This window comes from Stutzerimonas chloritidismutans, assembly GCF_051486945.1.
GTDB classification, from domain to species: domain Bacteria; phylum Pseudomonadota; class Gammaproteobacteria; order Pseudomonadales; family Pseudomonadaceae; genus Stutzerimonas; species Stutzerimonas chloritidismutans_B.
In genome coordinates this window covers 360298-373130 of sequence record NZ_JAHVDX010000002.1, presented here as the reverse complement: position 1 = coordinate 373130, position 12833 = coordinate 360298, and the positions used below count along the sequence as shown (strand labels likewise).

Annotated in this window: 12 protein-coding genes; 11 read left to right on the top strand and 1 reads right to left on the bottom strand. The window is 59.2% G+C overall.

The features are described 5' to 3' along the window. Window positions 1-27 precede the first annotated feature (27 nt). Window positions 28-810 carry a type I methionyl aminopeptidase gene (map, locus tag KXR72_RS08805; RefSeq protein WP_437420729.1) on the bottom strand — a complete coding sequence of 261 codons (783 nt, stop codon included), beginning with the start codon at window positions 808-810 and terminating at the stop codon, window positions 28-30. Between the two features lie 293 nt (window positions 811-1103). On the opposite strand from map, the gene rpsB reads away from it, so the two are divergent. The 11 genes from rpsB (at window position 1104) to lpxD (ending at window position 12782) form a co-directional block, all read left to right on the top strand. Next, on the top strand, window positions 1104-1844 hold the full coding sequence (gene rpsB, locus KXR72_RS08800) for a 30S ribosomal protein S2 (protein ID WP_437420728.1): 741 nt from the start codon (window positions 1104-1106) through the stop codon (window positions 1842-1844). A gap of 127 nt (window positions 1845-1971) precedes the next feature. Beyond that, window positions 1972-2841, top strand: a complete 870-nt coding sequence (gene tsf / locus KXR72_RS08795) for a translation elongation factor Ts (protein WP_437420727.1) — start codon at window positions 1972-1974, stop codon at window positions 2839-2841. Window positions 2842-3031: 190 nt separating this feature from the next. Next, on the top strand, window positions 3032-3775 hold the full coding sequence (pyrH, locus tag KXR72_RS08790; protein ID WP_437420726.1) for a UMP kinase: 744 nt from the start codon (window positions 3032-3034) through the stop codon (window positions 3773-3775). Then, on the top strand, window positions 3772-4329 hold the full coding sequence (gene frr, locus KXR72_RS08785) for a ribosome recycling factor (RefSeq protein WP_437420725.1): 558 nt from the start codon (window positions 3772-3774) through the stop codon (window positions 4327-4329). Before pyrH ends, frr begins: the two co-directional genes overlap by 4 nt. Window positions 4330-4475: 146 nt before the next feature. Further along, on the top strand, window positions 4476-5237 hold the full coding sequence (uppS, locus tag KXR72_RS08780) for a polyprenyl diphosphate synthase (protein WP_437420724.1): 762 nt from the start codon (window positions 4476-4478) through the stop codon (window positions 5235-5237). Beyond that, the gene (locus KXR72_RS08775; RefSeq protein WP_437420723.1) at window positions 5231-6046 is read left to right on the top strand and encodes a phosphatidate cytidylyltransferase; all 816 of its coding nucleotides are present in this window, start codon (window positions 5231-5233) and stop codon (window positions 6044-6046) included. The genes uppS and KXR72_RS08775 overlap by 7 nt, the downstream gene beginning before the upstream one ends. Beyond that, window positions 6043-7233, top strand: coding sequence for a 1-deoxy-D-xylulose-5-phosphate reductoisomerase (gene ispC, locus KXR72_RS08770; protein ID WP_437420722.1), 1191 nt, complete (start codon window positions 6043-6045; stop codon window positions 7231-7233). Before KXR72_RS08775 ends, ispC begins: the two co-directional genes overlap by 4 nt. Window positions 7234-7324: 91 nt before the next feature. After that, window positions 7325-8677 carry an RIP metalloprotease RseP gene (gene rseP, locus KXR72_RS08765; protein ID WP_437420721.1) on the top strand — a complete coding sequence of 451 codons (1353 nt, stop codon included), beginning with the start codon at window positions 7325-7327 and terminating at the stop codon, window positions 8675-8677. A gap of 68 nt (window positions 8678-8745) precedes the next feature. After that, window positions 8746-11172, top strand: a complete 2427-nt coding sequence (bamA, locus tag KXR72_RS08760) for an outer membrane protein assembly factor BamA (protein WP_437420720.1) — start codon at window positions 8746-8748, stop codon at window positions 11170-11172. A gap of 48 nt (window positions 11173-11220) precedes the next feature. Next, window positions 11221-11724, top strand: a complete 504-nt coding sequence (locus tag KXR72_RS08755) for an OmpH family outer membrane protein (protein ID WP_437420719.1) — start codon at window positions 11221-11223, stop codon at window positions 11722-11724. Further along, entirely contained in the window at window positions 11724-12782 is a 1059-nt protein-coding gene (gene lpxD, locus KXR72_RS08750; protein WP_437420718.1) for a UDP-3-O-(3-hydroxymyristoyl)glucosamine N-acyltransferase, read from the top strand. Before KXR72_RS08755 ends, lpxD begins: the two co-directional genes overlap by 1 nt. Window positions 12783-12833 lie beyond the last annotated feature (51 nt).

The following is a 12833-nucleotide window of genomic DNA, read 5'->3' as shown; positions in this document are numbered from 1 at the left end:
TCCCTTCAGAAGGTGGTGATGGCTGCGTCAGGGTGCGGTATGCGCGATGGTGTCGTCGCTGCGCAGGGTTAGGATTTCGTAGCCGTTGGCAGTGACCACGATGGTGTGCTCCCACTGTGCGGAAAGCTTGCGGTCCTTGGTGATCGCGGTCCAGCCATCGCCCAGCAGCCGCGTCTCGGATCGGCCCTGGTTGATCATCGGTTCGATGGTGAAGGTCATGCCTTCCTTCAATTCGAGGCCGGTACCTGCGCGGCCATAGTGAAGCACCTGCGGTTCTTCGTGGAAAACCTTGCCGATGCCGTGGCCACAGTATTCGCGGACCACGGAAAAGCCGTTCTTCTCGGCATGCTTCTGGATCACTTCGCCGATATCGCCGAGACGCGCGCCTGGGCGGACGATCTCGATGCCTTTATAGAGGCACTCCTGAGTGATCTTGCACAGGCGCTCCGCCCATTCCGGCGCCTTGCCGACAATGAACATCTTGCTCGTGTCACCGTGGTAGCCGTCCTTGATGACCGTGATGTCGATATTAAGGATGTCGCCGTCCTTGAGCGGCTTGTCGTTTGGAATGCCATGGCAAACGACATGGTTGATCGACGTGCAGATCGACTTGGGATAGCCCTTGTAGTTCAGCGGTGCCGGTATCGCCTGCTGGACATTGACGATGTGGTCGTGGCATCGACGATCAAGCTCCTCGGTGGTGACGCCGGGTTTGACGTACTCGCCGATCATCTCCAGTACCTCGGCGGCGAGGCGGCCGGCGACGCGCATCTTTTCTATGTCTTCGGGGGTCTTGATCGAAACGGTCATGCAGTCCTCTTGGCGCCAAGAGGCGCAGGCGGAAAAACGAAGAGCCAGATGATAAACCAAAGCGCCGGGGCCCTGCAGGCTGCAGGACCCCGGCGGGGTGCGTTACCGGTTGTCGCGCCTCGATGGAATGCGCGCTAGCCCGGCCCGCCTCTTTGTGCTATAAAACGCGCCGCTCTGCGGGACTGCCCGCCTGAGCCTAACCCCACACACGTGTCGACACGGTATCCTGGGTGCTCGTAAGAGTTGGATATCGGGACGCGTGGAGGCCTAACCCGACTATCCGAGGAAGTCCCATGTCTCAAGTCACTATGCGCGATATGCTGAAGGCCGGTGTGCACTTCGGCCACCAGACCCGTTACTGGAACCCGAAAATGAACAAGTACATTTTCGGCGCGCGTAACAAGATCCATATCATCAACCTCGAGCAGACCCTGCCGATGTTCAACGACGCTCTGCGTTTCGTTGAAAAGCTGGCGGCCGGCAAGAACAAGATTCTGTTCGTGGGCACCAAGCGTTCTGCTGGCAAGGTCGTGCGCGAGGAAGCGGCTCGTTGCGGTTCGCCGTACGTCGACCATCGCTGGTTAGGCGGCATGCTGACCAACTACAAGACCATCCGTGCATCGATCAAGCGTCTGCGCGATCTGGAAGTCCAGTCGCAGGATGGCACCTTTGACAAGCTGACCAAGAAAGAAGCGCTGATGCGCAGCCGCGACCTCGAGAAGCTCGAGCGCAGCCTGGGTGGTATCAAGGATATGGGCGGCCTGCCTGATGCCATGTTCGTCATCGATGTTGATCACGAGCGCATCGCGATCTCTGAAGCCAACAAGCTGGGCATTCCGGTCATCGGCGTTGTCGATACCAACAGCAGCCCGGAAGGCGTCGACTACATCATTCCCGGTAATGATGACGCCATCCGTGCTGTGCAACTCTATCTGAGCTCTATGGCCGATGCAGTACTGCGTGGCCGTCAGAACACCGCTGGCGGTGCCGATGAGTTCGTCGAAGAGTCTGCAGCCGAGGCTGCTCAAGGCTAAGCGCTGCTGTCGCCTGGCTGATACCCGTTGAACAAGAAGGGGGCTATGCCCCCTTTTTGCCACTTCCGAATTGTTCGCCCCGAACTTGGGTGAAGATCGAATAACCAAATCGAGAGGATTTGCAAACATGGCAGAGATCACTGCAGCCCTGGTTAAAGAACTGCGCGAGCGCACCGGCCAAGGCATGATGGATTGCAAAAAGGCACTCACCGCCGCTGGTGGTGACATCGAGAAGGCCATTGATGACATGCGTGCCGCAGGCGCCATCAAGGCCGCCAAGAAGGCCGGCAACATTGCTGCCGAAGGTTCGATCGCCGTTAAGGTTTCCGACGACAACACGCGCGCCGTGATCATCGAAGTCAATTCGCAGACCGACTTCCTGGCTCTGCAGGATGACTTCAAGGCATTCGTGAATGCCAGCATCGAAAAGGCCTTCGCTGAAAACATGACCGAGGCCGCGCCGCTGATCGCCGCCCAGGAGTCGGATCGCGAAGCCCTGGTCGCCAAGTGCGGCGAGAATGTCAACATTCGTCGCCTGAGCAGCGTCCAGGCTGATCTGATCGGTTCCTACCTGCATGGTCATCGCATTGGTGTTCTGGTTGCGCTGAAGGGCGGCAACGTCGAGCTGGCCCGTGAGATCGCCATGCACGTTGCAGCGAGCAACCCGCAGTTCCTCGAGCCGTCGCAGGTTTCCGAAGAAGCGGTCGCCAAGGAGAAGGAAATCTTCATGGCGCTGAACGAAGATAAGATCAAGGGCAAGCCTGCCGAGATCGTCGAGAAGATGGTTGCTGGTCGTATCAGCAAGTTCCTGGCCGAGGCCAGCCTGGTCGAGCAGCCTTTCGTCAAGGATCCCGACGTGAAGGTCGGCGATCTCGCGAAGAAGGCCGGTGCTGAAATCGTCTCTTTCGTTCGTTTCGAAGTAGGTGAAGGCATCGAGCGTGCCGAAGTCGACTTCGCCGCCGAAGTTGCTGCGCAAGTCGCCGCCACCAAGCAGTAAGATCGCTCCGTTGTCCTCGAAGAGGCTGCCCGCTCACGCGCGCGGCCTCTTCGTCGAAATGGAGAAAGGAAAGTTTCGTCACGTTATCGTCATCGCGTGGCACCAAGCCTTGCTTGCGCTGTCATAGCGCAGATATTTTCTGGCGGGCCAATCGGGCCGCCATACAATCGCCGCAGGAGAGACAACGCCAATGGCTCAGCAGATGAGTGCACGCAACCCTCGCTATAAACGCATCCTGCTCAAATTGAGCGGCGAGGCACTGATGGGTTCGGAAGATTTCGGCATCGATCCGAAGGTGCTCGACCGCATGGCGCTGGAAGTGGGCCAACTGGTAGGGATCGGCGTCGAGGTAGGTCTCGTCATTGGGGGCGGCAACCTGTTCCGCGGCGCGGCGCTCTCAGCCGCGGGCATGGATCGCGTCACTGGCGACCACATGGGGATGCTGGCTACCGTCATGAATGCGCTGGCGATGCGCGATGCGCTGGAGCGCTCCAACATCCCAGCGCTGGTGATGTCGTCCATCTCCATGGTGGGCGTGACGGATCATTACGACCGTCGCAAGGCCATGCGGCACCTGAAAACCGGCGAGGTCGTGATCTTCTCCGCAGGAACCGGCAACCCCTTCTTTACCACCGATTCGGCTGCCTGCCTGCGGGCGATCGAGATCCACGCGGACGTCGTACTGAAGGCCACAAAGGTCGACGGTGTCTATACTGCCGACCCGTTCAAAGATCCCAATGCCGAAAAGTTCGAGCAGCTGAGCTACGACGAGGTGCTCGACCGCAAGCTCGGCGTGATGGATCTGACGGCGATCTGCCTGTGCCGCGATCACAATATGCCGTTGCGTGTATTCAACATGAACAAGCCCGGCGCACTGCTGAATATTGTGCTCGGCGGCGCCGAAGGCACCCTCATCGAGGAAGCGAACCAATGATCAATGAGATCAAGCAAGACGCGCAGGAGCGCATGAAGAAGTCCCTGGAGTCGCTGGGGCATGCCTTTGCCAAGATCCGCACTGGTCGTGCGCATCCAAGCATTCTGGATAACGTCATGGTGCCTTACTACGGGTCGGACACACCGCTTCGTCAGGTAGCCAACGTGACTGCCGAGGATTCCCGCACGCTGGCGCTGACCGTATTCGACCGCAGCATGATCCAGGCCGTCGAGAAGGCCATCATGACGTCCGACCTTGGTCTCAATCCCTCGACCGCGGGCACCACCATCCGGGTCCCGATGCCGGCATTGACCGAGGAGACGCGCAAGGGCTTCTCCAAGCAGGCACGCGCCGAAGCCGAGAACGCTCGAGTAGCGGTGCGCAATATCCGTCGCGACGCGCTGGCACAGTTGAAAGATCTGGTCAAAGAAAAGGAAATCAGCGAAGACGAGGAACGTCGTGCACAGGATGACGTTCAAAAGCTGACCGACAAGTATGTTGCTGAGATCGACAAGGCGTTAGAAGCCAAGGAAAACGACCTGATGGCGGTGTGAGCTGGTGTCGGGCCATCGTCCGTCCCGCTCATGTTGGCGCCTGCCGCTTCTGGCAGGCGAGGGGCTATCGAGTCCTATCCCCTGGGGCTGCCGCGTCAGTTCCTCCCTTTGTTCGCAGCGTGATTGAACGCAGGTAGAGTCGTTTCATGGATAAGGTCAGGCAGATTGCCAGGCGGAATGTGCCCCGTCATGTTGCAATCATCATGGATGGCAACAACCGCTGGGCCAAGAGGCGCTTGTTGCCCGGTGTCGCCGGACACAAGGCCGGTGTCGATGCGGTCAGGGCGGTGATCGAGGTCTGTGCTGAGGCGGGGGTTGAAGTCCTCACGCTATTCGCGTTTTCCAGTGAGAACTGGCAGCGCCCGGCCGACGAGGTCGGTGCACTCATGGAGCTGTTCCTCTCGGCGCTGAGGCGCGAGGCGCGCCGTCTCAACGACAACGACATTAGCCTGCGCATCATTGGTGACCGCAGCCGTTTCCATCCGGAACTGCAAGCCGCCATGCTCGAGGCCGAGGAAATGACTGCAGGGAGCGGGCGTTTCATTCTCCAGGTGGCGGCTAATTATGGTGGGCAATGGGACATCCTCCAAGCGGCGCAACTCATGGCTCGCGAAGCGCAGGCTGGTCGGCTCCAGCCTGAGGAGATAAGCCCGGCGCTTTTCCAGCGCTATCTCGCCACTGGTGATACGCCGGCGCCAGATTTGTGCATCCGTACCGGCGGGGAGCGACGTATCAGCAATTTCTTGCTGTGGCAGCTCGCCTATGCCGAACTCTATTTTTCAGACCTGTTCTGGCCGGACTTCAAGCACGACGCCATGCGGACCGCTCTCGCCGATTTTGCGACGCGCCAGCGACGTTTCGGCAAGACCGGCGACCAGGTCGAGACCGAGGCCCGAGCAGAATGTTGAAGCAGCGCATCATCACCGCCGCCGTGCTCGTACCGATCGCACTGATCGGATTCTTTCTTCTCGACGGTGCAGCTTTCGCGCTATTCATCGGCGCGGTGGTGACGCTAGGCGCCTGGGAATGGGCGCGGCTCGCAGGTTTCGAGGCGCAACCGGTGCGGACTGGCTACGCTACGCTGGTTGCTGTATTGCTGATCCTGCTTTATCAGTTTCCAGTCCTCGGTCCTTGGGTCTTGTCGGCAAGTGTGGTCTGGTGGCTTATCGCGACCTTTTTTGTACTGACCTATCCGGCTAGTCAGCGCCATTGGGGTGGCCGAGGCGGTAGCCTGGTAATCGGCTTGTTGATCCTGTTGCCCGCCTGGCAAGCCTTGCTGCTCCTCAAGCAATGGCCGCAAGGTAATTGGTTGATCGTGGCGGTCATGGTACTGGTTTGGGCTGCGGACATCGGCGCATACTTTTCTGGCAAGGCGCTCGGGCGTCGCAAACTGGCGCCCCAAGTCAGCCCTGGCAAGAGCTGGGAAGGGATGATCGGCGGATTGATTACCAGCCTGGTGATCACGCTGGTGGTAGGGTTCTATCGCGATTGGTTGGCGCGTGAGCTTGTCCTGGCTGTCATGGGGGCGGCAGTGGTCGTGGTGGTTTCGGTGGTTGGCGACCTTACCGAAAGCATGTTCAAACGCAGTTCGGGTATCAAGGACAGCAGTCAATTGCTGCCCGGACACGGAGGGGTCATGGATCGCATCGACAGCCTGACTGCGGCCGTGCCTGTGTTCACGGTCCTGTTATGGCTCGCAGGGTGGGGATCGTGGTGAATAGGCCGTTACAGGTCACTGTACTAGGCGCCACCGGTTCGATTGGGTTGAGTACCTTGGATGTCATTGGTCGGCATCCGGCTCGATATCAAGCCTTCGCATTGACCGCCTTCAATCGTATCGCCGAGTTGCGCACGCTCTGTACCAAGTATCGGCCGCGTTACGCCGTGGTCGCCGATGCCGAACGGGCCGCAGAACTGCAGCACCAGCTCGATGGCGATGGCGTCGCTACCCGAGTGCTCGTGGGCGAGGGCGGGCTCTGCGAAGTCGCCGCGCATCCGGAAACTGACGCAGTCATGGCAGCGATCGTCGGCGCGGCGGGGCTGCGACCGACGCTCTCGGCGGTAGAGGCGGGCAAGCGCGTACTGCTGGCCAATAAAGAGGCGCTGGTGATGTCTGGCGCCCTGTTCATGCAGGCGTTGAACCAGAGCGACGCGGTGTTGTTGCCTATCGACAGCGAGCACAACGCCATTTTCCAATGTTTGCCGGGTGGCTACCAAAAGGGGCTTGCCAGTGTCGGGGTTCGGCGGATTCTGCTGACTGCGTCTGGGGGGCCGTTTCGCGAGCTGCCGCTGAAACAGCTGGACGCTGTAACGGTTGCTCAGGCCTGCGCTCATCCGAACTGGTCTATGGGGCGCAAGATATCCGTCGACTCGGCGAGCATGATGAACAAGGGGCTGGAGCTGATAGAAGCCTGCTGGCTCTTCGATGCCCGTCCCGAACAGGTCGAGGTCGTGGTTCATCCCCAAAGCGTAATCCACTCGATGGTCGACTATGTGGACGGCTCGGTGCTGGCTCAGTTGGGTAACCCGGATATGCGTACGCCGATTGCGCATGCGCTGGCCTGGCCGGAGCGGATCGACTCGGGCGTGTCAGCGCTGGATCTACTACGCATCGGTCGGTTGGATTTCCAGGCGCCAGATGAAGAACGTTTTCCCTGCCTGCGCATCGCGCGCGTAGCTGCGGAGGTGGGTGGTACCGCGCCTGCGATGCTCAACGCGGCAAACGAGGTAGCGGTCGATGCCTTCCTTGATGGGCGGATTCGCTTCACCGAAATCGCGGGTATCATCCAGCGGGTACTAGATACCGAAGCGTCGGTGGCGGCTCGCAGCCTTGATGACATCCTGGCCGCCGACGCGCAAGCTCGCAGGCTGGCCCTGCGCTGGTTACATGATCGGGATCGCTAGGCACTGGCGCTTCTTTGTGGCGCACGACTGACGGGGCATGGCTTGCCGACATGGCAAGCCTCGTTCGACAAGCCTTCGGGCAGAGGATTTTATGGGCGCGCTGTACATGATCGTCGGCACCCTGATTGCATTGGGTGTTCTGGTTACCTTCCATGAATTCGGGCATTTTTGGGTAGCGCGGCGTTGCGGCGTGAAGGTGCTGCGTTTCTCGGTGGGCTTCGGTCGACCACTGCTGCGCTGGCATGATCGTCAGGGGACGGAGTTCGTGGTGGCGGCGATCCCGCTGGGCGGCTACGTAAAAATGCTGGACGAGCGAGAGGGTGAAGTGCCTGCTTCGTTGCTAGAGCAGGCGTTCAACCGCAAGCCGGTTCGCCAGCGCTTCGCGATCGTATCTGCAGGGCCAGCGGCCAATTTTCTGCTTGCACTGGTTTTCTTCTGGGCGCTGGCGATGCTTGGAAGCGAGCAGGTCAAGCCGGTGGTGGGGGCGGTTGAAGCGGGCAGTCTCGCAGAGCGCGGTGGATTGGTTGCCGGCCAGGAAATCGTTGAGGTGAATGGAAAGCCAACCTCAGGTTGGGCAGAGGTCAATCTTCAGCTTGTCCGTCGGATCGGCGAGAGCGGTACGCTAGAGATTAAGGTCCGTGATGTCGACGCCAGCCAGACTCAGCAATTGCAGTTGGAGTTGAAAGGTTGGCTGAAAGGCGTAGAAGAGCCCGATCCTATCGGCTCGCTTGGCATCCGCCCGTGGCGTCCGGCAATCGAGCCGGTGGTCGCTCAGCTTGATCCGGATGGGCCCGCACAGGCTGCAGGTGTGCGATTGGGTGATCGCCTAGTCAGTCTTGATGGCCAAATGCTTCAGGATTGGCAGCAGGTCATCGATCAGGTTCGGCAATTGCCTGGCGAGTCAGTCGAACTGGTCGTGGAGCGCAATGGTAAGCGCATCCCCTTACCTGTCACTTTGGTCGCTCGAGGTGAGAAAGAGGACCGCCGGGGCTATCTAGGTGCCGGTGTGGCGGGTGGAGAATGGCCAGCGGAGATGTTACGCACGGTCAGCTTCGGACCGGTCGAGGCGGTAGTTGAAGGCGCCCGCCGGACATGGACCATGAGCGTTCTGACGCTTGATTCCCTACGTAAAATGCTGTTTGGGGAGCTCTCGGTAAAAAACTTGAGCGGCCCGATAACCATTGCTAAAGTGGCGGGCGCTTCTGCGCAGTCGGGTCTGAGCGATTTTCTGAACTTTCTCGCCTACTTGAGCATAAGCCTTGGGGTACTCAATCTTTTGCCTATCCCCGTTCTGGATGGGGGGCACTTGCTGTTCTATCTGGTCGAGTGGGTCCGCGGGCGTCCACTGTCGGACAGGGTCCAAGGCTGGGGAGTTCAGATTGGCATCAGTCTGGTTGTCGGCGTGATGCTGCTTGCACTGGTCAATGACCTTGGCCGTCTTTAATTGCCATTTACCTTGATTCACCGCGCCTGGCGCCGGTCCATTGATCAGGTTTGAAAAGAAAGGACTTCATGAAACGTCTGCTTCTACCTGCGGTCATTTCCGCGCTGATGATTACCGAAGTTCACGCCGAGTCCTTCACTATTTCCGATATCCGCGTCAATGGACTTCAACGGGTCTCCGCCGGTAGCGTATTTGGCGCGTTGCCGTTGAATGTCGGGCAGTCTGCGGACGACAACCGTCTGGTCGATGCTACCCGGGCGTTGTTCCGGACCGGTTTCTTCGAAGACATCCAGCTCGGTCGTGAAGGCGATGTGTTGGTAATCAACGTAGTGGAGCGGCCATCGATCGCGAGCATCGAAATCGACGGCAACAAAGCGATCAAGACGGAAGATCTGCTGTCGGGTTTGCAGCAGTCGGGGCTGGCGGAAGGTGAGATCTTCCAGCGCGCCACGCTCGAGGGTGTGCGCAATGAGTTGCAGCGCCAGTACGTCGCTCAGGGGCGCTATTCAGCAACGATCGAGACCGAGGTCGTCCCGCAGCCGCGCAACCGCGTCGCCCTTAAGATCAATATTAATGAGGGTTCGGTCGCTGCGATCAAGCACATCAATGTGGTGGGTAACAGCGTCTTCCCTGAAGAGGACTTGACCGATCTGTTCGAACTCAAGACGTCGAACTGGCTGTCGTTTTTCCGAAATGACGACAAATATGCTCGCGAAAAGCTGTCCGGTGACCTTGAGCGCCTGCGCTCCTATTACCTTGATCGCGGCTATATCAATATGGATATCACCTCTACGCAGGTATCCATTACACCGGACAAGAAAGATGTCTACATCACCGTGAACATTGCCGAGGGCGATCGCTACACGGTCAGCGACGTCAAACTTAGCGGTGACCTGAAGGTACCCGAGGAAGAGCTGCAATCGCTGCTCTTGGCGAAGGAGGGCCAGGTCTTCTCGCGCAAGGTGATGACCACCACGTCCGAACTGCTCAGCCGTCGCCTCGGCAATGAGGGCTACACCTTTGCCAACGTGAACGGCGTGCCGGAGCCGAACGACGAAGATAATACCGTTGCGATCACTTTTGTGGTCGATCCCGGCAAGCGCGCCTACGTCAATCGCATCAACTTCCGCGGTAACACCAAGACCGAGGACGAAGTCTTGCGTCGCGAGATGCGGCAGATGGAAGGCGGTTGGGCCTCGACCTACCTGATCGACCAATCCAAGACTCGTCTCGAACGGCTCGGCTTCTTCAAAGAAGTCAACGTAGAGACTCCGCAGGTGCCTGGTACCGACGACCAGATCGACGTCAACTACAGCGTTGAAGAGCAACCTTCCGGCTCGATCATGGCAAGTATTGGCTTCGCGCAGAACGCGGGCCTGATCCTCGGCGGGTCGATCAGCCAGAACAATTTCCTGGGCACAGGCAATCGCGTGAGCGTCGGACTGACCCGCAGCGAATATCAGTCCCGATACAACTTCGGCTTCGTCGATCCCTACTGGACCGAGGATGGCGTCAGCCTCGGTTACAATGCGTTCTATCGGACGACTGATTATGACGAGCTCGATTACGATGTCTCCAGCTACTCCGTCGACAGCTTGGGGGCCGGGGTCAATATCGGCTATCCAATCAGTGAAACGGCTCGTCTTTCCTATGGCCTGTCGGCCCAGCAGGATTCGCTCGACATCGGCAACTATTCGGTGGATGAAATCCTTGCCTTCATCGAGAAGGAAGGCGATCGCTTCCTTAACTTCAAAGGCTCCGTGGGTTGGTCCGAATCGACGCTGAATAGGGGTGTCCTGGCGGATCGTGGCTATTCCCAGAGCCTGAACTTCGAGGCCACGTTACCGGGCAGCGACCTAGCGTTCTTCAAACTCGATTACCGTGGCCAAGTATTCGTACCGCTGACACAGGCCACGTCGCTGCGTTTTCACACCGAGCTTGGTTATGGTAGTGGTTACGGCTCGACCGATGGATTGCCCTTCTACGAGCATTACTACGCAGGTGGCTTCAACTCGGTACGCGGCTACGAAGACAGTTCCCTCGGCCCGCGCAGCACGCCTAGCGTGGCGCGCAATGCGGATGGTAGTGTCATCAGCACTAGCGAGGGCGCCGGTCCGGGATATGACGGGCGTTACACCGACGACCAGGATCCGGTGGCCTACGGTGGTAACGTGTTGATTCAGGGTGGCGTGGAATACCTGTTCCCGATGCCTTTCGTGAAGGACCAACGCTCGCTGCGTACTTCGGTCTTTTGGGATGTTGGTAATGTTTTCCTTACCGAATGCCCGTCGTCCAACGATCCGATCCTCAAGGCGAGCATGAACACCCAAAATTGCGGTGATATCGACCTCGGCAACCTGGCCAGTTCGGTCGGCGTGGGGTTGACTTGGATTACGGCTATGGGACCGTTGAGCTTCAGCCTGGCCATGCCGGTGATGAAGCCGGACGATGCCGATCCCCAGGTATTCCAGTTCTCGCTGGGGCAAACCTTCTAAACAGCTGGAGCCTGGTCTCCAGCGTCACATTCAAGAGTGGTATTCATTGTGCGTAAGTTGACTCAATTGCTTGTCGTTGCCGCTGCCCTGGTAGCTACTCCTGCGTTCGCAGAGATGAAGGTCGCGGTGCTGAACTACCAGATGGCGCTGCTCGAGTCTGACGCGGCGAAGCGTTACTCGGTCGATGCGGAAAAGAAGTTCGGCCCGCAGCTGACCAAGCTCCAGGGGCTGGAAAGCGAGGCTAAGCGTATCCAGGATCGCCTGGGCAAGGACGGCGACAAGATGCAGCAGGCCGAACGTGAGCGACTGGAGCTTGAGTTCAAGCAGAAGGCGCGGGATTTCCAGTTCCTCTCCAAGGAATTGAACGAATCCAAGGCGTCGGCTGACCGAGACATGCTCAAGCAGCTCAAGCCCAAACTGGACAAGGCGGTAGAAGAAGTCATCAAGAAGGGTGATTTTGATATGGTGCTCGAGCGCGGCGCCGTGGTCGATGTCAAGCCGCAGTACGACATCACCCGGCAGGTCATTGAGCGTATGAATCAACTGCGCTGATGGCCAATGTCGCTTATTCGCTCGGTGATTTGGCCGAGCGCCTCGGGGCAACCCTACGCGGTGAACCTACGAAGCTGATCTCGGGGCTGGCAACGTTGCAGGATGCCGGCCCCGAGCAGCTCAGCTTTCTCGCCAATGCGCAGTACCGCAAATTCCTGGCCGATTCGGCTGCGGGTGCGGTCCTGCTGACCGCCAAGGACGCGTCGGACTATAGGGGCGCGGCGTTGGTTGTCGACAACCCATATCTCGCCTATGCGCGCCTGTCGCACCTCTTCGAAACGCGGCCCCGGGTCCAGCCAGGAATACACCCAACTGCAGTCGTCGACCCCTCCGCGCATGTGGATCCGACGGCGTCCATCGCGCCCTATGTAGTGATTGAGGCGGAGGCCTGGATCGGGCCGGACGTCAACATCGGTGCGCAGTCGTTCGTGGGCGCCCGTAGCCGGATCGGCGCCGGCGGGCGGCTGGCGGCGCGCGTGACGCTTTGCCATGACGTCTTCATCGGCGAGCGGGTGGTTATTCAGCCGGGGGCGGTCATTGGCGGTGAGGGGTTCGGCTTTGCCAACCAGCAGGGTAGTTGGGAGAAAATCGCGCAGCTTGGCGGGGTCCGTATCGGCGATGATGTCGAAATTGGTGCGAACACGACAATCGATCGCGGTGCACTTTCCGACACGCTTATCGGCAATGGCGTGAAGCTCGACAACCAGATCATGATCGCGCACAACGTGCAGATCGGTGACAACACGGCAATGGCGGGTTGTTCGGGAATCTCCGGCAGTACAAAGATCGGCCGCAATTGCATGATTGCCGGTGGCGTCGGCCTCGTTGGCCATATTGAAGTCTGTGACAACGTGTTCATCACGGGCATGACGATGGTGACCAAGTCGATCACCGAGCCTGGCAGTTATTCCTCCGGTACGGCGATGCAGCCGGCTGCAGAGTGGCGCAAGAGCGTTGCTCGAATTCGCCAGCTCGACGACATGGCGCGACGTCTGCAGCACGTGGAAAAATGCCTGGCCGCAGTGACCCCGGAAGGGGATGCGTCTTCAGATGCCTGACCGTTTCATCTGTTCGTCCCGCTAACGGCCGATCGCCAGATGCTTGCGCTG

Excerpts from the sequence above, each read along its gene's own strand:
- map (WP_437420729.1), bottom strand. The coding sequence starts at position 810 with ATGACCGTTTCGATCAAGACCCCCGAAGACATAGAAAAGATGCGCGTC.
- rpsB (WP_437420728.1), top strand. The coding sequence starts at position 1,104 with ATGTCTCAAGTCACTATGCGCGATATGCTGAAGGCCGGTGTGCACTTC.
- tsf (WP_437420727.1), top strand. The coding sequence starts at position 1,972 with ATGGCAGAGATCACTGCAGCCCTGGTTAAAGAACTGCGCGAGCGCACC.
- pyrH (WP_437420726.1), top strand. The coding sequence starts at position 3,032 with ATGGCTCAGCAGATGAGTGCACGCAACCCTCGCTATAAACGCATCCTG.
- frr (WP_437420725.1), top strand. The coding sequence starts at position 3,772 with ATGATCAATGAGATCAAGCAAGACGCGCAGGAGCGCATGAAGAAGTCC.
- uppS (WP_437420724.1), top strand. The coding sequence starts at position 4,476 with ATGGATAAGGTCAGGCAGATTGCCAGGCGGAATGTGCCCCGTCATGTT.
- KXR72_RS08775 (WP_437420723.1), top strand. The coding sequence starts at position 5,231 with ATGTTGAAGCAGCGCATCATCACCGCCGCCGTGCTCGTACCGATCGCA.
- rseP (WP_437420721.1), top strand. The coding sequence starts at position 7,325 with ATGGGCGCGCTGTACATGATCGTCGGCACCCTGATTGCATTGGGTGTT.
- bamA (WP_437420720.1), top strand. The coding sequence starts at position 8,746 with ATGAAACGTCTGCTTCTACCTGCGGTCATTTCCGCGCTGATGATTACC.
- lpxD (WP_437420718.1), top strand. The coding sequence starts at position 11,724 with ATGGCCAATGTCGCTTATTCGCTCGGTGATTTGGCCGAGCGCCTCGGG.